This window comes from Denitromonas iodatirespirans (assembly GCF_018524365.1).
Classification (GTDB): Bacteria; Pseudomonadota; Gammaproteobacteria; order Burkholderiales; family Rhodocyclaceae; genus Nitrogeniibacter; species Nitrogeniibacter iodatirespirans.
Map to the genome: position 1 here is coordinate 1 of NZ_JAEKFT010000047.1, position 20,585 is coordinate 20,585.

The window sequence follows — 20,585 nt, forward strand, 5'->3', positions numbered from 1 at the left end:
GCGGCGATGAACCAATTCGCGATCCTCTACGAGGACCGCTTCACGGATCATCGCCTAAAATGAAAACCGCGTTTCCAACTCAGGAAGCGATTCAGAGCGCCTCACACACAGAAATTCTGACACTCCCACAAGCCAAGGGTCTGCTCCACGAAGGAACTCATCCAGCGCACCAGGGAGCATCTTGTCGACCTCCCCAGAGAGGAAGTTGACGATATCGGCATAGACGCTCTGTGTATCGTCGTCGGCAACATCGAGGAATAGCTGCTTATTGTCGCGAGCCCACGCAGCAAGGTCGTCTTTCCCGTCAGTCAGCTCCGTGCGAACCTCGGAAATACTGGCTATTTCAAGGCCACCATTCTGCAGAAGCAGCCATTCCCAGTAGGCCGGACAAACGGTCATGCCGTAGTAACGGTTCTTCGCTTCAATGAACGTATTGGCGTCTAGCAGATAGTTCATTGGAGCAAATCGCCAGCAAAGGTTCGGATCTTGGCGGGATGGATGGAAAGTAGCGCCCCTGCATCTCTGAGAAGCACGCGACCGCTCATCGCCTCAGCTGCTACCGCACGACTAAAGCTTGTGCTGTTCCGGACCCTTAGGTTTGTGTAGAAATCGCCACCACCGCCTTTGTTGCGATTTCGAAACGCTTCGAGTTCAGCCGTGTAGAACTCTCGATACATGGCACGGGTGATAAACCCCAAATCTGCCGCGCGGCGTGCGGCGGTAAGGGTGCTGACGCGAAAGGTGTCAGCAAGGCGTCCAACATTCTCGATCCACGCAGTGCCTTCATCCCATCGTTGGGAAAACTCCTTTCCTGGCGCCAAGAACTCGCCAGCAACTGCGTTGCAGAAAACCTCCTCGTCTCGTGCTTCTCGGACTGTCGCAGTCGAGATTCCGGAACTGCCGATCCAGATATGAGCAAGTTCATGAACAAGCGTGAAGATTCGAGCCTTTGGCGCGTCAGCACTGTTGATGAAGACTGTGGGGGCAAGTGGATCGCTGATCGCAAACCCTCGAAACTCACCAACATCAAGCGGTCGGTGGGTATTCGATCCTACGATTCCACTACGCATCACCAACACGCCCGCTTGGTCAGCGGCGGATATGAGCGTACGCAGATACTCATCAGCGCTGCGCGGCCGATCACCGACATCGGCGCCAAGAACTCGGCGGATATCTGCCACAACATCAGCAATTTTGGACTTTGCCGAGAAGCGCCCCACGAAGGGCAGAGCATCCGCCTCATGCTCTCGTAGATAGTCGATGTACCAAGCCTGCTTGCGCAGAACGTCTTTGACAGTTTCTAGAAGATCCAGGCTAGGTGTACTCGGCGTTTCACATCCAACGGTGCGGAGGTCTGGTATAGGGAGCCGCTCCTGTGGGGGTCGAGCGAGGAATAGAAAACCGAACGGGATATGGGCAACCTTCGCCCATTTCTGAGCCTGAATGAAGGTCGGTCGGCTTTCGCCGCTCTCCCATGCGAGAACTTTGTCGGTTCTGGCGGGGAGTTTCGCCGCAATCTCATCAAGCGTCAGCCCCGCCCTCAGGCGCGACCAAAGCAACTGCGAGGGATTGACATTTGCATGTGCCATATCTAGCGACTGAGGATACGATGATTCTTCCAATCCAGTCTAGTACGACAAGTTTTTTAGAAACCAAAGCCGAATTGTAGAAAAGCCGGTTCCCGCCATCAGGCGGGAACCGGCTTGAAGTCTGGTGGCCAGTCGCGGAATCGAACCACGGACACGCGGATTTTCAATCCGCTGCTCTACCAACTGAGCTAACTGGCCTAAAAGAGCGCGCATTATAGCTGAACTATGCGGCGCGTCAAATACTCCGTGCATCTATTTCGACTGACGCCTCAGTCGTCGTCCGACAGGACGCGGCGCGTGTAGCTGCGCGGGAAGATGACCTGGGCGATGGTGCCGGGGCCGGTCGGGCTGGGGTTGAGGGTGACGGTGGCGCGATGCAACTCGGCGATTTCGCGCACGATCGGCAGACCGAGGCCGGAGCCGTCTTCGCCGCTGCCCAGCACCCGGTAGAAGCGCTCGAAAACGCGCTCCCGGTCTTCTTCGGGGATGCCGGCACCGGTGTCCTCGATCTCGAGGATGGCGAATTCGGTGGCCTGGGTGCGCGCCGTCACCCGGCCGCCCTCGGGGGTGTATTTGATGGCGTTGTCCATCAGGTTCATGATCATCTCGCGCAGCAGCACCGGGTTGCCGTCGATCAGCAGCGGCCAGCCGGTGTCCTCGACGCCGAGGTCGATGTCCTTGGCCTGGGCGCGCGGGTAGAGATCGAGGGCGACCTCGCGCACCAGCATTTCGAGATCGACCCGGTCGACGGCATAGATCTTTTCCGAGCTGGACTCGGCCCGTGCCAGGGTCAGCAGCTGGTTGATGAGGTGGCTGGCGCGCTGGGTGCTGAGCGCGATGCGGGTCAGCGCCTCGTGCAGCATGTCGGGGTCGGTTTCGTTGAGCGCCAGCTCGGTCTGCATGCGCAGGCCGGTGAGCGGGGTGCGCATCTGGTGGGCGGCGTCGGCGATGAAGCGCTGCTGCGCCTGCAGGTTTTCTTCGAGGCGGGCCATCATTTCGTTGAAGGCGACGATCAGCGGACGCAGCTCTTCGGGCACGCCGGCGGTGGAAATCGGCGCCAGATCGGTCGGCCGGCGGCGGCGGATCACCGACTGCAGCCGGTTGAGCGGCGAGATGCCGCGCGACAGGCCGACCCACACCAGGATCACGGCCAGCGGAATGATGGCGAACTGTGGCAGCAACACCCCAGTGACCACGCGCGAGGCGAGCTCGGCGCGTTTGTTGCGGGTCTCGGCGATCTGCACCAGCACCAGCGGGCTGCTCGGCTCGGGGTAGGCGCGCATGAACTGGTAGGCAATGCGCACCTCTTCGCCATGGATCACCGCATCGCGGTAGAGCACGTCGTCGGGCAGCAGGCGGATCGGCGGCGCGGTCCAGGGGATCTCCCAGTCGCCGGCCACCACTTCCCCCTGATGATCGGCCACCTGGTAGTAGACGGTGTCGTCACGGTCGGCGCGGAACAGCGTGCGCGGCGGCGCGGGGAAATCGACATGCACCTTCGAGCCGTCGAGCACCACCAGCCGCGCCAGCGTGCGCACGCTCTCGGCCATGGCCCGGTCGTAGGGCTCGTTGGCGATGTTGTCGGCGACATTGTGGGTGACGATGATCGAGATCGGCCACAGGAAGAGCAGCGGCGCGAGCATCCAGTCGAGGATCTCGCCGAACAGCGAATTGAACTGTCCGCTGCGGCGCCCCTCCTTGGCCGCCGACTTGGCGGCGCGCTCGGCGCGCGACGCGACCGCCATCAGCGCCGCGCTCCGATCCTGCTCACTCGCCGTCCTCGGGCTTTTCCAGGCAGTAGCCCAGGCCGCGCACGGTCATGATGCGCACGCCGCTGGATTCGAGCTTCTTGCGCAGGCGATGGACATAGACCTCGATCGCGTTGTTCGAGACCTCTTCGCCCCAGCCGCACAACTGGTCGACCAGCTGATCCTTGCTGACCAGACGGCCCGCACGCAGGATGAAGATCTCCAGCAGCCCCATCTCGCGCGCCGAGAATTCAACCACCTGGCCGGCGATCTTGACCACCCGGTCGGCCTGGTCGTAGCTCAGCGAGCCGAGTTCGATGCAGCGCGGCTGGCCGGTGCCGCGGCGCGTCAGGGCGCGCACCCGGGCCTCGAGTTCGGGCAGGGCGAAGGGCTTGGTGAGATAGTCGTCGGCGCCGGCATCCAGGCCGCGCACGCGGTCGTCGACCCCATCCTGCGCGGTGAGAATCAGCACCGGGGTGGCCGACTTGCGCCCCCGCAATCGCTTGAGCACCTCGATGCCGGGCAGCTTGGGCAGGCCCAGATCGAGGATCACCAAGTCATACGGCTGCCCCAACAGGGCCGTATCCGCTTCCGTTCCGGTCGCCACATGATCGATGGCGTAGCCGGCGCGCTTGAGCGCCCTGACCAGACCATCGGCGATGACCGGGTCATCCTCCGCTAGAAGTATTCGCATGCTGGACTGACTGTAAGTTTGACGTAAGCGGATGTCGTTAATTTCGACTCCGCTGTTCTCCTTTAGTCGGTCTTCGGGAGCAGAGCGCCGTCAGGCATCCCTGCTCCGGGGAGTTGCGCCGTACTGCAACGGTCAACTCCCTGCCGCCTTTTTTCCGCACCGATTATCCCACGCTTGCCCGAGCTCGGGCGGATCGTCTTCGCCTGCGCGGCGCAGCCCGCGTGCACTTCGAGCGCATACCGGACGGCCAGACGAAAAAAGCCCCGCCGAAGCGGGGCTTTCCGGGCCAATGGCGCCTGGGCGATTACATGCCCATGCCACCCATGCCGCCCATACCACCCATGCCGCCCATGTCGGGCATCGAGGGCTTGTCTTCCGGCAGCTCGCCGACCATGCAGTCGGTGGTCAGCATCAGACCGGCCACCGAAGCGGCGTTCTGCAGTGCGGTGCGGGTCACCTTGGTCGGGTCCAGCACGCCCATTTCGACCAGATCGCCGTACTCGCCGGTGCCGGCGTTGTAGCCGAAGTTGCCCGAACCTTCAGCGACCTTGTTCACCACCACCGACGGCTCGTCGCCGGCGTTGGAGACGATCTGGCGCAGCGGCTCTTCCATGGCGCGCAGCACGATGGTGATACCGGCGTCCTGGTCGTGGTTGTCGCCTTTCATGCCGGCCAGGTTGGCGCGGGCACGCAGCAGGGCCACACCACCGCCGGCCACGATGCCTTCTTCCACGGCAGCGCGGGTGGCGTGCAGCGCGTCTTCCACGCGGGCTTTCTTCTCTTTCATCTCGACTTCGGTAGCGGCACCGACCTTGATGACGGCCACGCCGCCAGCCAGCTTGGCCACACGCTCCTGCAGCTTCTCGCGGTCGTAGTCCGAGGTGGCTTCCTCGATCTGGACACGGATCTGCTTGACGCGCGCTTCGATGGCTTCGGTGTTGCCGGCGCCGTCGATGAGGATGGTGTTTTCCTTGCCGATCTCGATGCGCTTGGCCTGGCCGAGGTCGTCCAGGGTGGCTTTTTCGAGCGACAGGCCGACTTCCTCGGCGATCACCTGGCCACCGGTCAGGATGGCGATATCTTCGAGCATGGCCTTGCGACGGTCACCGAAGCCCGGGGCCTTGACGGCGCAGGTCTTGAGGATGCCGCGCATGTTGTTCACCACCAGGGTGGCCAGCGCTTCGCCTTCGACGTCTTCGGCGATGATCAGCAGCGGACGGCTGGACTTGGCGACTTGCTCGAGCACCGGCAGCAGATCGCGGATGTTGGAGATCTTCTTGTCGAAGAGCAAGACGAACGGGTCTTCCAGCACGGCGACCTGCTTGTCCGGGTTGTTGATGAAGTACGGGCTCAGGTAGCCACGGTCGAACTGCATGCCTTCGACCACGTCCAGCTCGTTGGCCAGCGACTTGCCGTCTTCAACGGTGATCACGCCTTCCTTGCCGACCTTCTCCATGGCATTGGCGATGATCTCGCCGATGTCGGAGTCGGAGTTGGCGGAGATCGAACCGACCTGGGCGATTTCCTTGGTGGTCGAGCACGGCTTGGACAGGTTCTGCAGCTCTTCGATGGTGGCGGCGACGGCCTTGTCGATGCCGCGCTTGAGGTCCATCGGGTTCATGCCGGCGGCGACGAACTTCATGCCTTCGCGCACGATGGCCTGGGCCAGCACGGTGGCGGTGGTGGTGCCGTCACCGGCAACGTCGGAGGTCTTGGAAGCGACTTCCTTGACCATCTGGGCGCCCATGTTCTCGAACTTGTCCTTCAGTTCGATTTCCTTGGCCACCGACACACCGTCCTTGGTCACCGTGGGGGCGCCGTACGAGCGCTCCAGCACCACGTTGCGACCTTTCGGGCCGAGGGTCACCTTGACCGCGTTGGCCAGAATGTTGACGCCTTCGACCATACGGGCACGGGCGGAATCACCGAACTTGACTTCCTTAGCAGGCATGTTTTGCTCCTAGCTGAATACTGTAACTGCGTTGAACGGGATGACGGACAGGCCTCAGGCCTCGATCACGCCCATGATGTCTTCTTCGCGCATGACGAGCACTTCCTCGCCTTCGACCTTGACGCTCTGGCCGGCGTACTTGCCGAACAGCACGCGGTCGCCGACCTTGACGGCCATCGGGCGCACTTCGCCGTTGTCCTGGATCTTGCCGTTGCCGACTGCCAGAACTTCGCCCTGATCGGGCTTCTCGCCGGCGGAATCCGGAATCACGATGCCACTGGCCGTGGTGCGCTCGGCTTCAACACGCTTGACGATGACGCGATCATGCAAAGGACGAATTTTCATCGAGTTCTCTCCTTGGAACAGATTCGATTGTTTGCGGCGCTTGCCGCGCATAGGGGAAAACGGAAAAACCGGCAGGTCACAACCCCGGTTGTTAGCACTCCCTGCCAACGAGTGCTAATAATAGGGACGGCCTCCGGTGATTTCAAGTCGGGGGGACAAAGAAATTGTGGCCCGCAAATCGGCTTGCGGGCCACGCGTGCATCGAGGTCGGATTTTGAGCGCCGTCCGCGTCGGCCTCGCCGGTGCGGACGGCGCGCTGGGGAGGGGTCGGCGCCGAACGGCGTTGGCCTGCCGGTCAGGGCGCGGCGGTGCCGGCAGCCTGGCGGAAGTCCGCATCGAAAGGCAGGCCGACATAGTTTTCGGCCAGCGAGGTCTGCCCGGCGACCGAGCTGACCAGGTAATCCAGCTCGGCGAGCTGGATGCGGTGCTCGATGGGGTCGCTCGAGAACTTGTGCGACACCGAGGTAAACCACCACGAAAAACGCACCGCGGCCCACACCCGGCGCAAGGCCGTCTCGGAGTAGCGGTCGAGCAGGTCGTCGCGCCCTTCGGTGTAGTGGGCGATCAGGGCGGTCGACAGGTAGAACATGTCCGAGGCCGCCAGGTTGAGCCCCTTGGCCCCCGTCGGCGGCACGATGTGGCCGGCATCGCCGACCAGGAACATGTGGCCGAAACGCAGCGGTTCGGCCACGAAGCTGCGCAGCGGCGCAATGCTCTTCTCGATCGAGGCGCCGGTCTCGAGCGCCTGGGCGAAGCGATCGGGCAGGCGGCGGCGCAACTCGTCCCAGAAGCGCGCGTCGGACCAATCCTCCACCTTCTCGTCGAGCCCCACCTGCAGGTAGTAACGGCTGCGGGTGGGCGAGCGCATCGAGCACAGCGCAAAGCCGCGCTCATGATTGGCGTAGATCAGCTCTTCGTGCACCGGCGGCGTATCGGAGAGCAGCCCCAGCCAGCCGAAGGGATAGGCCCGCTCGTACTCGGTGATCATGTCGCGCGGCACGGCGGCACGCGAGGCGCCGTGATAGCCGTCGCAGCCGGCGATGAAGTCGCATTCGATCGTCTCGCGGCGCCCGTCCTTGTCGAACGTCAGGCTCGGGCTCCCCTCCAGGAAGCCTGCCGGCTGCACCTGCCCCGCCTCGAACACCACCGTGATGTTGGCGTCCTGCAGCACGGCGTCGTAGAGATCCTTGGTCAGCTCCGTCTGGCCGTACACCATCACCTGCTTGCCGCCGGTGAGCGCTGCCATGTCGATGCGTTCGGTACGGCCATCGAAGGCCAGCACGATGCCGTCATGCAGCAGGCCCTCGCGGTCCATGCGCTGGCCGACACCGGCCTGGCGCATCAGGTCCGCCATGCCCTGCTCCAGGATGCCGGCGCGGATGCGCGCCTCGACGTATTCACGGGTCTGCCGCTCCAGGATCACGCTGGTGATCCCGCGCTGGCTGAGCAGGCGTGCCAGGCACAGGCCCGACGGGCCGCCGCCGATGATGCCGACTTGGGTTTTCATGTCTCTCTCCGATCAGGGGATATCGTTATGTGCCCAGATTAGGGCGCGGAGACCGCCCGCGCTTGCATTCCCGCCGGAAATCGCTTGTACTTTTGGAAACCCCGCTCACGCACCAGATCGACCGGAAAACCGCGCCACAGAGGGTCTCCATGCCCAGCCATGCCATTCCCAGATATCAGCTATACGGCGAAAAAACCCCTTGGGCGACACCCGAGCCGGTTCATTTCGAAACCATCGCCGCACGCAGCGCCTTGCACGATTGGGAAATCGACCTGCATAACCACGACGGCCTGACCCAGATCCTTCATCTGGCCAGCGGAGAGGCCCACATGACGCTCGAAACCGAACACATCGAGCTCACGCCGCCCTGCCTCGTCCTCATGCCGGCCGGCCGCGTCCACGGCTTTCGCTTCTCGCCCGACATCGACGGCCAGATCGTCAGCATTCCGCTGGGCATCCAGCGCGAGCTGCTCGGCCTGTCGCCGGAGCTGGCCGCCGCGCTCGACCAGGCCGCCCATCATCCCCTCGCCGCCCTGCCCGACGCCCGCGCCCAGCTCGCCCGCGTCTTCCGCCAGTTCGGGCTTGAATATCGCAGCCACGCCCCCGGCCGCCTGATGATGATGACCGCCCTGCTCACCGAGGTGCTGGTCTGGCTCGCCCGGGCCGCCCACGCCAGCCGGACGCCCCCCGACAGCCGCCAGCAGCAACGCCTGGCACGCTACCGCCACCTCATCGACGAGCACTTCCGCCACTGGCAACCGGTCGGCTTCTACGCCGATCGCCTCGGCATCAGCACGGCCCAGCTCAACAACACCTGCCGCCGCGAAACCGGCCACAGCGCCAAGGCGCTCATCCACGAACGGCTCCTGCTCGAAGCCCGCCGTCTGCTCGCCTACACCGACCTGGACATCACCACCATCGCGCTCAATCTCGGCTTCGAGGATCCGGCCTATTTCTCGCGCTTCTTCACCCGCCACCAGGCGATGCCACCGTCGGCCTACCGGGCGCGCCATCAAAGCTGACGATCGCCGGCCCAGCTGAACAGGACGATGATGTGGATAGCCCCGGGCCCGTGCTCAGCCGGCGGCCAGGGCACGCAAGTTCTCACCGACACCGGCATTGAGGATGTGGCGGACACGGCGGAATCCGCCGCCGAAGAAGGACGAGGAAAGCGCCCTCACGGCCGCCCGGCGTCGGACGTGGACGCCTTGGGTCTTCCCTCGATGTCGATGCCGGCAATGGGAATGGGCATGGCGGGCAATCTCGACGTCAGACGGCCCGCTGTGGTGCCCATGCCCTCGGATGCTTACTCGCCCGTGCCCACCACCAGCAGACCGGCCGCCGTATTGGAGATCGGGATGTGGTAGTTGGCGTGCACCTTGCTCACCGTCGGCGGCAGCGCACCGCGCGCGCCCAGCCAGTTGAGCAGCTCGACCCCCTGGGTGCCGGTCTTCTCGACGATCTCCTCGATGGAGTACTGGGTCGCCCACTGCGGATCGTGGATCAGGCTTTCCATGAAGGCCAGGTCGAAATCGCGGTTGATGAAGCCGGCGCGCTCGCCGTCGAGCTGGTGGGAGAGCCCACCGGTGCCGATCACCACCACGCGCAGGTCCTCGTCCCACTCGGCAATGGCCTCACCGACGGCCTCGCCCAGCTTGTAGCAGCGGCTGGCCTTGGGCAGCGGGTGCTGCACGGTGTTGATGCACACCGGTACGAGGCGTACCGGGCAGGTGCCTTCCTGCGGCCAGAACAGCTTGAGCGGCAGCGTGAAGGCATGGTCGACCAGCATCTCCTGGCAGCTGACCGGATCGAATTCCTTGTCCACCAGCTTCTCGATCAACGACCACGACAGATCCGGCGCGCCGTCATAGGGCGGCAACGTGGGGATGCCCCAGCCCTCGTCGGCGTTGTGGTACTGCGGCGCCGCGCCGACGGCGAAGGTCGGCATCTTGTCGAGGAAGAAGTTGAGGCCGTGGTCGTTGTAGAACACCACCGCCACATCGGGCTTCACTTCCTCGAGCCAGCGATGCACGGGCGGAAAGCCATCGAAGAACGGCTTCCAGTACGGGTCTTCCTGCAGATTCCTGGCAATGGCGCCGCCGATGGCCGGCACATGCGAAACGAACATCCCACCTACGATCTTGGCCATCTCAGTTCTCCTTGGCGTGGGCCAGCAGCATGGCCTTGAACGCGTCCTTGCTCATGCCGGTCTGCGCGGCCCCCAGATCCTGCACGTCCAGCCCGAGAATGCCGGCGAGCTTGGCCAGGTAATACACATTGCCGCCGGCGGCCAGCAGCCCCAGCACGTCGCGGGAACGAATCGCTTCGGCCTGCTCGGCATTGAGGCCGTAGCGTGCGCAATAGGCGGCCTCGTCGCGCACGAATTCGGCACGGTTGTCGGCGTGGTTGAAGGAAAAGCACATCTTGTTGAGCGCGTAGCCCTTCTGAGCCATGTCCCCGTCGAACAGGGTGGTACCGGGGATTTGGCGCTTTGCAGCGGTCGCGGCCATCCGGATCTCCTCGTGGTGTGGTTGTGAATGTGGGCTCGAGTATCCGGCTGTAGACTCATCAGATAAACAAAGACAAACTCATACCAATCATGAGCAATTTCGATTACTCAAACCTCGACGGCCATCTGCTCGAGCTGCTGATCGCGGTGGTGGAGGAAGGCTCGATCACCCGCGCGGCGGAGCGCCTGGGCGTCACCCAGTCGGCGGTGTCGCATTTGCTGGGCAAGCTGCGGGCGATCGTGGGCGACCCGCTGTTCGTCAAGTCCGGCCGCGGCATCGTGGCCACGGCGCGCGCCGAGTCGCTGGCGATACAGGCCCGGGTGTTGCTGGAAGAGATGCGCCGCTTCGCCACCGCGCCGGACTTCGATCCGGCCGGGCTCGACACGACTTTCGTGATCGCGGCCAACGACTTCCAGTGCGACCTGCTGTTGCCGGCCCTGCTCGCCCGCCTGCGCACGGTCGCACCCGGCGTCGGGCTGCGGGTCATTCCCTCGGGCATCCCCAGCGCCGAGATGCTGCGCGAGGCCCAGTGCCACCTGGTCATCTCGCCGCGCCCGCCGGATGCCGGCGACGTGCTCCACAAGCGCTTGTTCGAGGATCGGTTTCGGGTGTTCTACGATGCCGACCACCGTGCGCCGCCGCAGACGCGGGACGACTATCTTGCCGCCGACCATGTCACGGTGGTGTACGCGCCGCATCGCCTGCTCGACTTCGACCAGCGGCTGGCCACGCAGGGCATCCGCCGCCGCTTCGTGGCCTCGGTACCGGGCTTTGCCGGCATCCCTGCCTTCCTGCGCAACAGCGACCGGCTGGCCACGATGCCCGGCCTGCTGCGCCACCACCTGATGCGCGAATTCGCCAGCGTCGCCCTGCCCTTCGACGCGCCCCGGCTGCCCATGTACCTGATCTGGCATCTGCGCGACCGGCATGACCCGGTCCATGCCTGGTTGCGCGCGGAAGTGGAGGCCGTGGCCCAGGGCGCGGTCCTGCGACAAGCCCGGGCGGCGACCCCATAGCCCGCCACCGGGATCTCAGCCGCCGTGTTGCGCGCGGTATTGCCCCGGACTCAGACCGATGCGCCGCTTGAAGAAGCGGCAAAAGTAGGCCGGATCCTCGAAGCCCAGGTCCACCGCGACGCGGCCGATGGGTGCGGCGGTGTAGATCAGCCGCCGGCAGGCCTCGCGCCCCACCCGCTCATGCAGGTAGTCGAGCGCAGGACGCCCGCCGGCGGCGCGCAGCAGACGATTGAGGCTGGGCGTGGACATGCCCAGGCGCGAGGCGTAGCGGCTCACCGGCCAGTGCTCGAGGAAGTGCGATTCGGCCAGGAGCAGAAACCGGGTCAACAAGGCCTGGTGCTGGCGCGCCTGGCGGTCCATCGATGCGTCCGAGACACGGCGGGCGCAATGCTCGGCCAGGCGCCACACCACCGCCTGCGCCAGCCAGCGCACCACCGGGCTGTCGGTCGCGTCGGGACGGGCGAACTCCTCGCCCAGCTGCCGCAGCAGGCCCTCGAGGCGGCGCGCCTCCGCCGCCTCGTCGGCGCCGTCCAGACACAGCAAGCGGGCCTGCGAAAACAGGCGGCGCAGCGATTCGCCGGCGGTCTGCAATTCGCCCTCGATCAGGAAGCGGCCATTGAGCGTCAGCACCATGCCTTCGGTGCCCGGATCGAACCGAAAGCCATGCACCGTCCCCGGCGGCACCACGATGGCCGCGGGGCCGCTCACCGCTTCGAGCACATCGTCCAGCGCCACCCGGGCCCGCCCCGCCGCCACCCAGAGCACTTGGTACAGCCCCCGATGCACATGGGGCTCGATCTCCCATTCGTAGAGACGGCTGCGCTGCGCAATCTCCTCGATATGCATCAGCTCGAGCGGCGCGGCATTGGTTTCGCCATACAGCGCAAAGGCCGGAACGCTGCGGCTGCGCGGCCCCGCCACGGCCGGCGGTGGCGCCACGCGATCGGGCAACGCGGTCTTCATGTGTCACACCCCGGGCGCGAAATCTGATCGAAAAGTACCAAACATGGACAGGATTATGCACTGACTCCCAATACCCATGCTCCGTATAGTGATATTCACCCGGGCCGTCGAATCCACGAGCCTGGGCCATCAGATCAAGAACGAACGGAGACAACCCATGTTCAGCTTCGATCCTTACGCGCCCGCCGTGGACGCGGACCCGTTTCCTTTTTACAAGACGCTGCGAGACGAACACCCCTGCTTCTGGAGCAAGGAAGCCAATATGTGGGTGCTCTCCCGCTATGCCGACATCGTCACCGCCCTGAACGACTGGCAGACCTTCTCGTCGGCCAAGGGCAACCTCATGACCGAGCTGCCCAACCGCGCCGGTGCGACCTTGGGCACCACCGATCCCCCGCGCCATGACCGTCTGCGCGGTCTGGTGCAGCACGCCTTCATGCGTCGCAACCTGATGAATCTGGTCGAGCCGATCAAGCAGATCGCCCGCGACACGGCCGCGCCGTTGGCGGACCTGCAGCAGTTCGACTTCATCGAGGACTTCTCCTCCAAGTTCACCGTGCGCGTGCTGTTCGCCGCGCTCGGGCTGCCGCTTGGCGACGAAACCCAGGTGCGCGACAAGGCGGTGCTGATGGTGCAATCCGACCCCCGCACCCGTGCCAAGGGGCCGGAACACATTGCCGCCTACAACTGGATGCAGGAATACGCCAGCGGGGTGATTGCCGAACGCCGGGCCCACCCCAAGGACGATCTGATTTCGCACTTTTCGCAGGCGGAGATCGACGGCGACCGGCTGGACGAACGGGAAGTGCTGCTGACGACCACGACACTGATCATGGCCGGTATCGAGTCGCTCGGCGGTTTCATGGCGATGTTCGCGCTCAACATGGCCGACTACGCCGATGCCCGCCGCCAGTGCGTAGCCAATCCGGCGCTGCTCGAAGATGCCGTCGAGGAATCGCTGCGCTTCAACACCTCGGCCCAGCGCTTCCGTCGCTGCCTGACCCGCGACCACACGCTGCACGGCCAGACCATGCGCGAGGGCGACTTCGTGTGCCTGGCCTACGGCTCGGGCAATCGCGACGAGCGTCAGTTCCCCAATCCGGACGTGTACGACATCACCCGAAAGCCGAAGGGACATCTCGGTTTCGGCGGATCGGTGCATGCCTGCCTGGGCACCACCATCGCGCGCATCTCGGTCAAGGCCGCCATGGAAGCCTTCCATGAGGTCGTGCCCGACTACCGGCGCGTGCAGGAGCAACTGCCCTGGATGCCGTCCTCCACCTTCCGCAGCCCGCTACGGCTGGAGTTGGCGCGCGTCTGAGCGCCATTCCCCTGGCGGGGTGAAACCCGCCCTACGGCAGCGCACTTCCCCGGCAATGCTCGGGACGGCGGGCACGTAGGGCGGGTTTCAACCCGCCACCCCCCTAAAAACAGAGGAAACCCCCATGGTCATGATCACCTACATCGAACCCAACGGTTCCGAACAACAGATCGACGTTCCCGAAGGCTGGAGCCTGATGCAGGCCGCCCTGTCGAATGGCGTCGAAGGCATCGAAGGCGAATGCGGCGGTTCCTGCGCCTGCGCTACCTGCCACTGCTACGTGGACGACACCTGGGCGGAACGCCTGCCGGCGGCCGCGGACAACGAACTCGAGATGCTCGACAACGTCGCCGCCGAACGCCGCCCGACCAGTCGTCTGTCCTGCCAGATCAAGGCCAGTGCAGATCTGGCAGGCATGGTCGTTCGCCTGCCTGACGTCCAGAGCTGAGCGCGCAACGCTCGACCATCGCGCTCGCCCTCAGCGCCCCCACGGGAGATGTGACATGAATGCACCCATCGTGATCGTCGGCGCCGGCCAGTCGGGCCTGCAGGTCGCCGAATCACTCCGAAGTGAAGGCTACGACGGCCCGATCCTGCTGGTGGGCGATGAGCCCTGCCTGCCCTATCATCGACCGCCGCTGTCCAAGGCGTATCTGGCCGGCGAGGCCGACGAAGCGCAACTGACCATCCGCGCCCCCGCCGCGCTGGCGAAGAAGCAGATCGAGTGTGTGACCGGCGTGTCGGTCGTGGCGATCGATCGCGAGGCGCGTGCCGTGCACTTGTCGGACGGTCGCACCCAAGCGTATGCGGGCCTGGTACTGGCGACCGGTTCGCGGGCGCGCCCCTTGCCCGTGCCCGGCGCCGATCTGGCCGGCGTGTTCGCCTTGCGGACCCTGGACGACACGCGCCGAATCGCCACCGCACTCGAGGCCGCGCGCACGGTGGTGGTCATCGGTGGTGGCTTCATCGGCCTCGAATTTGCCGCGGTCGCCGCCAAGCAAGGCAAGCAGGTGACCGTGCTCGAAGCGGCGGATCGCCTCATGGCTCGGGTGGTGGCGCCGCCGGTGTCGGACTTCTACGCCAGGCTGCATCGCGATCATGGCGTCGCCGTCGAACTGGGCGCCCAGGTGGCCGGACTCGACGGCGTGGCCGGTCGGGTGAGCGCGGTGAGCACCGCCGACGGCCGCCGCTTTGCGGCCGATCTGGTCATCGTCGGCATCGGCATCGTACCCAACACCGAACTGGCCGAGGCGGCCGGTCTGACGTGCGAGCGCGGCATCGTGGTGGATGAATGCGCACGCACCACCGACACGCAGATCGTCGCCAGCGGCGACTGCACCGCGCGGCGATTGCCCGGCGGCGCGCTGTTGCGGCTCGAATCGGTGCAGAACGCCGTCGAACAGGGCAAGTCCGCCGCCGCTGCGCTCATGGGCCGGGAACGGCCATTCGCCGCCGCGCCCTGGTTCTGGTCCGATCAATACGACGTCAAGCTGCAGATGGTGGGCCTGTCGGCCGGCTACGACGAGGTGGTGATCCGCGGCGAGGTCGAGGCACGGCGCTTCTCGGTGTTCTACTTCCGTGCGGGCGCGCTGATCGCCATCGACGCGATCAACGAGGCCGGCGTGCACATGCTCGGCCGCAAGCTGCTGGACAAGGGCCATCGACTCGCGCCCGAGCAGGCCCGCGATCCGCACTTCGAACTCGCGTCGGCCCTCACCTGAAAGAAGTTTCGGCGCCACAGCGACACGACGGTCGCGGGCGCCGAAACCAACACGGCGAAACCGTCTCAGGGAAACAGTCTGATGACCAGCAGCGCGATGGAGGGGAAGAGCACCAGCACCCCCACCCGGGCAATGTCGCTGACCACGAAGGGCCACACGCCGCGGTAGGTGTCGCGGATGCTGACCCCCGGCGCCATCGACTGGATGATGAACAGGTTCATGCCCACCGGTGGCGTGATCAGCCCGACCTCGACCACGATCAGCACCAGCACGCCGAACCAGATCGCCGTCTCGTCCGGGCCCATGCCGAAGTCCAGCCCGGAGATCATCGGGAAGAAGATCGGAATCGTCAGCAGGATCATCGACAACGAGTCCATCACGCAGCCGAACACCAGGTAGAAGACCAGGATCGCCCACAGGATCGCGTAGGGACTCAACCCCAACTCGCCGACCCACATGGCCAGCTCCTGCGGCAATTGCGAGAGCGCGAGGAAAGTGTTGTAGGCCGCCGCGCCGAGCACGATCATGAACACCATGGCCGTGCCCGAAGCGGTCGCTTCGATGGCTTCGCGCAATCGCGATCGGCTCAGACCGCCGCGCTTCCAGGCCAGCAGCCCGGTGGCGACCACCCCCACGGCAGCCCCTTCGGTCGGCGTAAACACGCCACCGTAGATGCCGCCGACCACCACCACGAAGATCACCAGCACCGGCCACACGGCGATCAATGCCTGCACGCGTTCGGGCCAGGGCATGGGTTCGAGGGTGCCTGCCCATGTCGGCTTCAGGCGCACGACGATGGCGATCACGAGCATGTAGCCGAGCGCCGCCAGGATGCCCGGCACGAAGGCGGCGGCAAACATCTTGGCGATGTTCTGTTCGGCCAGGATGGCATAGATCACCAGCACGATGGACGGCGGGATCAGGATCCCCAGCGTACCGCCGGCGGCCAGCGCCCCGGCGGCCAGGCCACCGTCGTAGCCGGCGCGACGCAGTTCGGGCAGGGCGACCTGCCCCATCGTCGCGGCGGTGGCGAGCGACGAGCCGCAGATCGCGCCGAAGCCGGCGCAGGCCCCCACGGCGGCCATCGCCACGCCGCCCTTGCGATGCCCGAGAAAGGCCTCGGCCGCCTTGAACAAGGCCTTCGACATGCCGCCCAGGGTGGCGAACTGCCCCATCAACAGGAACAGGGGCACGATCGACAACGAATGGGTGGAAAACTGGCCATAGGCCAGGTTCTTCATCTGGTTCAGCAGCGGAGCCGCATCGCCGAACACCTGCCAGGCGCCGAGCAGGCCGATCACCGCCATCGACAGACCGATCGGTACCCGCAGGAACACCAGCGTCATCAGCGCCGGAAACGACCAGGCAGCCAGGGTCATGGCATTCATCAGTGCGTCCCTCCCGTGTTTACGATGGGTTCGGGGCGGCTCACCCAACCGAGCCGTTCGAAGACACGCCACGCGTAGGCGACGCAACCGAGCACGGCCGGCACCATGGATGCGGCATAACCCCACCAGACCGGCACCTGGAGGATGAAGGTGGTCTCACCGTTGCCGAAGTAATCATGCGTCGCCACCCCCATGCGCCACACCAGCAGCACCCAGAGAACGAGCATCAGGACGTCGCTGACGATCTCCAGCACCCGGCGCATACCTTCCGGATAGCTGTTCCAGAACAGATCCACGGTGGCATGCCCCTGGCGCAAATGACACCAGGGCAAAAAGCAGAACACCGCCAACGCCGTGCCTGCCTCCACCAGTTCGAAATCGCCGGGCACCGGGCCCAAGCCGAAGCCAGACATGGCCCGGCCGGCAATACTCACCACGCTCAGCAGGGCCATGACGGCGAGCACGAAGCCGCCGAACCAGGCCAGCCTGCGGGTCACGAAATAGATCGACCTGCCCATCACGTCCAAGCTCCGAGTTGCCGCGACGCCCTGTGTGGCGACGTCCGTCGACTTGTAGGTGCCCATCGCACTCATTTGCCGGCGTATTTCTCGACCAGTTCCGCCGCCTTGGCCGCCAGCGCAGGACCGTCGATCCCCTTCTGCGCGACTTCCTTGTACCAGGCCTCGCGCGTCCCGGCGGCGGCATCTTTCCAGCGCTGGGTCTCGGCCTCGTCCAGGGTGACGATGTTGTTGCCCGCCTTCTGCGCCAGCGACAGGCCGACCGCGTCGCCGGCATCCATCACCGCACCGAACATGGCCGCCACTTCGACACCGCTGTTGTCGTCGATGACTTTCTTCAGATCGGCGGGCAGCTTGTCGTAGGATGCCTTGTTCATCACCAGCGCGAAGGTCTGGGTGTACAAGCCCTTGTCACCCGAGAAACCGGCGTGGTTCTTGACGATCTGCTGCACCTTGAAGGCCGGCACGACCTCCCAGGGAATGGTCGTCGCCGTGATCACGCCTTTCGACAGCCCTTCGCCGACCGCCGGCACCGGCATGCCCACCGGGGTGGCGCCGAGTTGTTCGAGCATGATGTTGATGATGCGCGAGCCGCCGCGCACCTTCATGCCTTTCAGGTCTTCCAGGCGCGTGATCGGGTCGCGACTGTGGAACAGGCCGGGGCCATGCACGTGGGCCGCGATCAGCTTGACGCTGGAGAACTCGTCGGCGGAGTACTTCTCCACATATTCGTGGAAGGCGCGCGAACCCGCTTCGGCCTTGCCGGTGGAGAACGGCAGCTCGAAGACCTCGGTCTTGGGGAAGCGCCCGGGCGTGTAACCCAGCACCGTCCAGATGATATCGACCACGCCGTCCTCGGCCTGGCCGAACAGCTCGGGCGGCTTGCCACCCAGTTGCATGCTGGGGAAGTGCTGGACGCGGATACTGCCGCCGCTGTCCTTCTCCACCTTCTTGATCCAGGCCGAGATCGCCTTGGACGGGATCGTCGCCTGCGGCGGCAGCATCTGGTGCAGGCGCAAGGTGACATCGGCCGCGTTCGCCAGCTGCATGCCGGCGGCCAGCGCCAGCCCCAGGATCACTGTCTTCAGTCGCTTCATTCTTGTCTCCTTCCTTTTTATCGTTGGGGAATACCGCTGAGCCTTGCGGATCGACGATCCACTCTCCCCCGTGTACCGCCGGTATGTTGCTGCATGCGGCGGATACCGGCGAACCCGTCGCGTGTCATGAGGTGGCTGAATGCCCGGCCTCCGGCCATCCGACGATCCTAGTGCCGAGTGATCTTCCCGGCCCTCAGTCGTACGCCATGGAGAGATTCTGTGTCGGGGCGCACGAGGTGCCCAGCCATGGCAGCCACTAGCAGCTAGACCTTATCGGCATAGATAGAGCAGGAGTGACATACAACTGCATACCCGTACCACCAACGCCGAGGCCAGAGGCATCGAAGCCCCATGGCACCCGATCACTCCGGCGCGAATACGGCATCGGTCAACGCTCCCAGATCGCATCCCCGACACACGGTGTCTGCCAGCTGGCGGCATTCGGGCAACATCTCGTCCCGCAGGTACTGCGCCGCGGCCAGCGTGCGTTGCGGATTCGGCGCGCTGTGGGCCGCCGCCTCCATGCGCGCCCACGCGGCACCGAGCGCAACGAGCCCGGTCAGGCGCATGAAACCGGTAGTCGCGGCGCCGAGCGGAACGCGCACCAGCGCGGCATCGGTGGCGGTTTGCCAGGCGGCCAGCGCCGTTCGCAAGGCAGCCGCCATCGCCGGTTGCGCCACACCGATCGCCGCCTCGACATCGGCGGCAAACGCGGCGGCTGGCGCGCCGTCCGGCTGGCGCAACAACCGCTCGACCAGGGTAGTGGCCTGGATGCCGTTAGTGCCTTCGTAGATGCTGGTGATGCGCACATCGCGCAGCACCTGCTCGACCCGATACTCGTTCAGATAGCCATAGCCGCCGTGAATCTGGATGGCCAGATGGGCGACCTCGAACCCGGCCTCGCTGGCAAAAGCCTTGCACACCGGGGTCATGAAATCGACCAGCGCCGGCGTTTGCCCCAGCGTCAGTTCAACCTGGGTCCGGTACACCATCGCCCGGCAGCCCTGCGCCAACACCATCTGCTGCAGCAGCATCCGGCGCACGTCGGCATGGCGATTGATCGCCACCGCACCGGACTCGCCGGGCAGCCGACCCTGGTGGCGCTGCGCCGCATAGGCGCGCGAACGCTGGGCCGCCACCTCGGCCAGGCCGACGCCCTGCAGCGCGGTCTCGATGCGCTGGGCGTTCATCATCACGAACATGCCGGCCAGCCCCTGCCCCTCGGCCCCGAGCATTTCGGCATGGGCACCGTCGAAGACCAGCTGGCAGGTGGGCGAGGCATGCATGCCCATTTTTTCTTCCAGGCGCAGGCAGGCCACGGCATTGCGAGTGCCGTCCTCGCGCACGGCCGGGCACAGGAACAGCGACAGGCCCTTGACGCCGGCCGGTGCGCCGGGGGTGCGCGCCAGCACCAGGTGGAGGATGTTCTCGGTGAGATCGTGATCGCCGCCGGAGATGAAGATCTTCTCGCCGCGAAGGCGATAGCTACCGTCGCCGGCCGGCTCGGCCAGGGTGCGTGTGGTGCTCAGGTCGGACCCGGCCTGCGCTTCGGTCAGGCACATGGTGGCCAGCCATTGCCCCGACACCAGGCGGGGCAAGTAGCGCGCCTGCTGCGCGGGAGAGCCGCTGGCCGCGATGGCACGCACGGCCGCTGGGCCCAGCGTCAGCACCATCTGCAGGGCCACGCAGGCGCCCGCCAGCATCTCGGTGACCGCCCCGCCCAGCACCTCGGGCAACGCCTGCCCGCCCCAGGCCTCGTCGGCCGACAAGGTGGTCCAGCCGGCATCGCGCAGATGGCGATAGGCATCGACGAAGGCCGGCGGCAGACGCACACGCCCCTCTGCAAGGGCCGCATGGGCGGCGTCGCCGACCGGGTCCAGCGGTGCGATCTGCGCTTCGATGAAGCGCGCCGCCTCGTGCAGCACCTGCGCGGCAATGTCTTCGTCCCAATTGGCCAAACGCCGAGCGCCGGCACCATGCACCATGGCGAATAGCAACTCGGCGGTCGGAGCGCGGTAGTCGATCATGTATTTACACTATCCAGATAGGCAGAATGGATTCGGGGCGGGCCGAAGCCCGCCCCGAATGCTGCGCTCAGAAGAAGTAGCGCAAGCCCACCATGTAGCCGGTCTGGCTCTCGCCGGCGGCCGGGGCCACGCCCGGACCGACCGACAGCTGGTAGCTGGCGTTGCTGCTGTTGCTGATGTGGCCGACCTG

General features: G+C 65.4%; 19 protein-coding genes and 1 tRNA gene. 5 read left to right on the forward strand and 15 right to left on the reverse strand.

What is annotated here, in order from left to right; genetic code table 11:
- Positions 1-54: 54 nt before the first annotated feature.
- The 8 genes from I8J34_RS22750 to pobA form a co-directional block, all read right to left on the reverse strand.
- Positions 55-456, reverse strand: coding sequence for a DUF4411 family protein (locus I8J34_RS22750; protein ID WP_214363930.1), 402 nt, complete (start codon positions 454-456; stop codon positions 55-57).
- Positions 453-1,589 (reverse strand): XRE family transcriptional regulator, encoded by a 1,137-nt coding sequence (locus I8J34_RS22755; protein WP_214363931.1) that lies wholly within the window; start codon positions 1,587-1,589, stop codon positions 453-455. Before I8J34_RS22755 ends, I8J34_RS22750 begins: the two co-directional genes overlap by 4 nt.
- Before the next feature lie 122 nt (positions 1,590-1,711).
- Positions 1,712-1,787, reverse strand: a tRNA-Phe gene (locus I8J34_RS22760).
- A gap of 71 nt (positions 1,788-1,858) precedes the next feature.
- Positions 1,859-3,334, reverse strand: coding sequence for a sensor histidine kinase (locus tag I8J34_RS22765; RefSeq protein WP_214363932.1), 1,476 nt, complete (start codon positions 3,332-3,334; stop codon positions 1,859-1,861).
- A gap of 22 nt (positions 3,335-3,356) precedes the next feature.
- Positions 3,357-4,031, reverse strand: a complete 675-nt coding sequence (locus I8J34_RS22770) for a response regulator (protein ID WP_214363933.1) — start codon at positions 4,029-4,031, stop codon at positions 3,357-3,359.
- Between the two features lie 304 nt (positions 4,032-4,335).
- Positions 4,336-5,982: a chaperonin GroEL gene (groL, locus tag I8J34_RS22775; RefSeq protein WP_214363934.1), complete on the reverse strand. Its 1,647-nt coding sequence runs from the start codon at positions 5,980-5,982 to the stop codon at positions 4,336-4,338.
- Between the two features lie 54 nt (positions 5,983-6,036).
- The gene (groES, locus tag I8J34_RS22780) at positions 6,037-6,327 is read right to left on the reverse strand and encodes a co-chaperone GroES (protein WP_214363935.1); all 291 of its coding nucleotides are present in this window, start codon (positions 6,325-6,327) and stop codon (positions 6,037-6,039) included.
- Positions 6,328-6,622: 295 nt separating this feature from the next.
- The gene (gene pobA / locus I8J34_RS22785) at positions 6,623-7,834 is read right to left on the reverse strand and encodes a 4-hydroxybenzoate 3-monooxygenase (RefSeq protein ID WP_214363936.1); all 1,212 of its coding nucleotides are present in this window, start codon (positions 7,832-7,834) and stop codon (positions 6,623-6,625) included.
- A gap of 149 nt (positions 7,835-7,983) precedes the next feature.
- On the opposite strand from pobA, the gene I8J34_RS22790 reads away from it, so the two are divergent.
- Positions 7,984-8,856, forward strand: a complete 873-nt coding sequence (locus I8J34_RS22790; protein ID WP_214363937.1) for a helix-turn-helix domain-containing protein — start codon at positions 7,984-7,986, stop codon at positions 8,854-8,856.
- A gap of 284 nt (positions 8,857-9,140) precedes the next feature.
- Here I8J34_RS22790 and I8J34_RS22795 read toward each other — a convergent pair whose 3' ends face one another.
- Together I8J34_RS22795 and I8J34_RS22800 are read right to left on the reverse strand one after the other, a co-directional pair.
- The gene (locus I8J34_RS22795) at positions 9,141-9,983 is read right to left on the reverse strand and encodes a class III extradiol dioxygenase family protein (protein WP_214363938.1); all 843 of its coding nucleotides are present in this window, start codon (positions 9,981-9,983) and stop codon (positions 9,141-9,143) included.
- Between the two features lies 1 nt (position 9,984).
- Positions 9,985-10,344: a protocatechuate 4,5-dioxygenase subunit alpha gene (locus I8J34_RS22800; RefSeq protein ID WP_214363939.1), complete on the reverse strand. Its 360-nt coding sequence runs from the start codon at positions 10,342-10,344 to the stop codon at positions 9,985-9,987.
- An 89-nt stretch (positions 10,345-10,433) separates the two neighbouring features.
- Between I8J34_RS22800 and I8J34_RS22805 the strand changes: the two genes are divergently transcribed.
- Positions 10,434-11,360: a LysR family transcriptional regulator gene (locus tag I8J34_RS22805; protein WP_214363940.1), complete on the forward strand. Its 927-nt coding sequence runs from the start codon at positions 10,434-10,436 to the stop codon at positions 11,358-11,360.
- Positions 11,361-11,375: 15 nt separating this feature from the next.
- On the opposite strand, the gene I8J34_RS22810 is transcribed toward I8J34_RS22805, so the two are convergent.
- Positions 11,376-12,323, reverse strand: coding sequence for a helix-turn-helix domain-containing protein (locus I8J34_RS22810; protein WP_214363941.1), 948 nt, complete (start codon positions 12,321-12,323; stop codon positions 11,376-11,378).
- A gap of 157 nt (positions 12,324-12,480) precedes the next feature.
- Between I8J34_RS22810 and I8J34_RS22815 the strand changes: the two genes are divergently transcribed.
- The 3 genes from I8J34_RS22815 (at position 12,481) to I8J34_RS22825 (ending at position 15,365) form a co-directional block, all read left to right on the forward strand.
- Entirely contained in the window at positions 12,481-13,644 is a 1,164-nt protein-coding gene (locus I8J34_RS22815) for a cytochrome P450 (RefSeq protein ID WP_214363942.1), read from the forward strand.
- 124 nt (positions 13,645-13,768) lie between these two features.
- Entirely contained in the window at positions 13,769-14,092 is a 324-nt protein-coding gene (locus I8J34_RS22820; protein WP_214363943.1) for a 2Fe-2S iron-sulfur cluster-binding protein, read from the forward strand.
- Positions 14,093-14,147: 55 nt separating this feature from the next.
- Positions 14,148-15,365 carry an NAD(P)/FAD-dependent oxidoreductase gene (locus tag I8J34_RS22825; RefSeq protein ID WP_230411969.1) on the forward strand — a complete coding sequence of 406 codons (1,218 nt, stop codon included), beginning with the start codon at positions 14,148-14,150 and terminating at the stop codon, positions 15,363-15,365.
- A gap of 65 nt (positions 15,366-15,430) precedes the next feature.
- On the opposite strand, the gene I8J34_RS22830 is transcribed toward I8J34_RS22825, so the two are convergent.
- The 4 genes from I8J34_RS22830 to I8J34_RS22845 form a co-directional block, all read right to left on the reverse strand.
- Positions 15,431-16,753 carry a TRAP transporter large permease gene (locus tag I8J34_RS22830; RefSeq protein WP_214363944.1) on the reverse strand — a complete coding sequence of 441 codons (1,323 nt, stop codon included), beginning with the start codon at positions 16,751-16,753 and terminating at the stop codon, positions 15,431-15,433.
- Positions 16,753-17,337 (reverse strand): TRAP transporter small permease, encoded by a 585-nt coding sequence (locus tag I8J34_RS22835; RefSeq protein WP_214363945.1) that lies wholly within the window; start codon positions 17,335-17,337, stop codon positions 16,753-16,755. The genes I8J34_RS22830 and I8J34_RS22835 overlap by 1 nt, the downstream gene beginning before the upstream one ends.
- A 5-nt stretch (positions 17,338-17,342) precedes the next feature.
- Positions 17,343-18,368 (reverse strand): TRAP transporter substrate-binding protein, encoded by a 1,026-nt coding sequence (locus I8J34_RS22840; protein WP_214363946.1) that lies wholly within the window; start codon positions 18,366-18,368, stop codon positions 17,343-17,345.
- A 362-nt stretch (positions 18,369-18,730) separates the two neighbouring features.
- On the reverse strand, positions 18,731-20,395 hold the full coding sequence (locus I8J34_RS22845; protein WP_214363947.1) for an acyl-CoA dehydrogenase family protein: 1,665 nt from the start codon (positions 20,393-20,395) through the stop codon (positions 18,731-18,733).
- Positions 20,396-20,585 lie beyond the last annotated feature (190 nt).

What these genes read in the sequence shown, in the direction of transcription:
- I8J34_RS22765 (WP_214363932.1), bottom strand. Translation starts at nt 3,334, where the DNA reads ATGGCGGTCGCGTCGCGCGCCGAGCGCGCCGCCAAGTCGGCGGCCAAG.
- I8J34_RS22800 (WP_214363939.1), bottom strand. Translation starts at nt 10,344, where the DNA reads ATGGCCGCGACCGCTGCAAAGCGCCAAATCCCCGGTACCACCCTGTTC.
- groL (WP_214363934.1), bottom strand. Translation starts at nt 5,982, where the DNA reads ATGCCTGCTAAGGAAGTCAAGTTCGGTGATTCCGCCCGTGCCCGTATG.
- groES (WP_214363935.1), bottom strand. Translation starts at nt 6,327, where the DNA reads ATGAAAATTCGTCCTTTGCATGATCGCGTCATCGTCAAGCGTGTTGAA.
- I8J34_RS22750 (WP_214363930.1), bottom strand. Translation starts at nt 456, where the DNA reads ATGAACTATCTGCTAGACGCCAATACGTTCATTGAAGCGAAGAACCGT.
- I8J34_RS22835 (WP_214363945.1), bottom strand. Translation starts at nt 17,337, where the DNA reads ATGGGCACCTACAAGTCGACGGACGTCGCCACACAGGGCGTCGCGGCA.
- I8J34_RS22810 (WP_214363941.1), bottom strand. Translation starts at nt 12,323, where the DNA reads ATGAAGACCGCGTTGCCCGATCGCGTGGCGCCACCGCCGGCCGTGGCG.
- I8J34_RS22840 (WP_214363946.1), bottom strand. Translation starts at nt 18,368, where the DNA reads ATGAAGCGACTGAAGACAGTGATCCTGGGGCTGGCGCTGGCCGCCGGC.
- I8J34_RS22805 (WP_214363940.1), top strand. Translation starts at nt 10,434, where the DNA reads ATGAGCAATTTCGATTACTCAAACCTCGACGGCCATCTGCTCGAGCTG.
- I8J34_RS22820 (WP_214363943.1), top strand. Translation starts at nt 13,769, where the DNA reads ATGGTCATGATCACCTACATCGAACCCAACGGTTCCGAACAACAGATC.
- I8J34_RS22790 (WP_214363937.1), top strand. Translation starts at nt 7,984, where the DNA reads ATGCCCAGCCATGCCATTCCCAGATATCAGCTATACGGCGAAAAAACC.
- I8J34_RS22815 (WP_214363942.1), top strand. Translation starts at nt 12,481, where the DNA reads ATGTTCAGCTTCGATCCTTACGCGCCCGCCGTGGACGCGGACCCGTTT.
- I8J34_RS22770 (WP_214363933.1), bottom strand. Translation starts at nt 4,031, where the DNA reads ATGCGAATACTTCTAGCGGAGGATGACCCGGTCATCGCCGATGGTCTG.
- I8J34_RS22830 (WP_214363944.1), bottom strand. Translation starts at nt 16,753, where the DNA reads ATGAATGCCATGACCCTGGCTGCCTGGTCGTTTCCGGCGCTGATGACG.
- I8J34_RS22755 (WP_214363931.1), bottom strand. Translation starts at nt 1,589, where the DNA reads ATGGCACATGCAAATGTCAATCCCTCGCAGTTGCTTTGGTCGCGCCTG.
- I8J34_RS22795 (WP_214363938.1), bottom strand. Translation starts at nt 9,983, where the DNA reads ATGGCCAAGATCGTAGGTGGGATGTTCGTTTCGCATGTGCCGGCCATC.
- pobA (WP_214363936.1), bottom strand. Translation starts at nt 7,834, where the DNA reads ATGAAAACCCAAGTCGGCATCATCGGCGGCGGCCCGTCGGGCCTGTGC.
- I8J34_RS22825 (WP_230411969.1), top strand. Translation starts at nt 14,148, where the DNA reads ATGAATGCACCCATCGTGATCGTCGGCGCCGGCCAGTCGGGCCTGCAG.
- I8J34_RS22845 (WP_214363947.1), bottom strand. Translation starts at nt 20,395, where the DNA reads ATGATCGACTACCGCGCTCCGACCGCCGAGTTGCTATTCGCCATGGTG.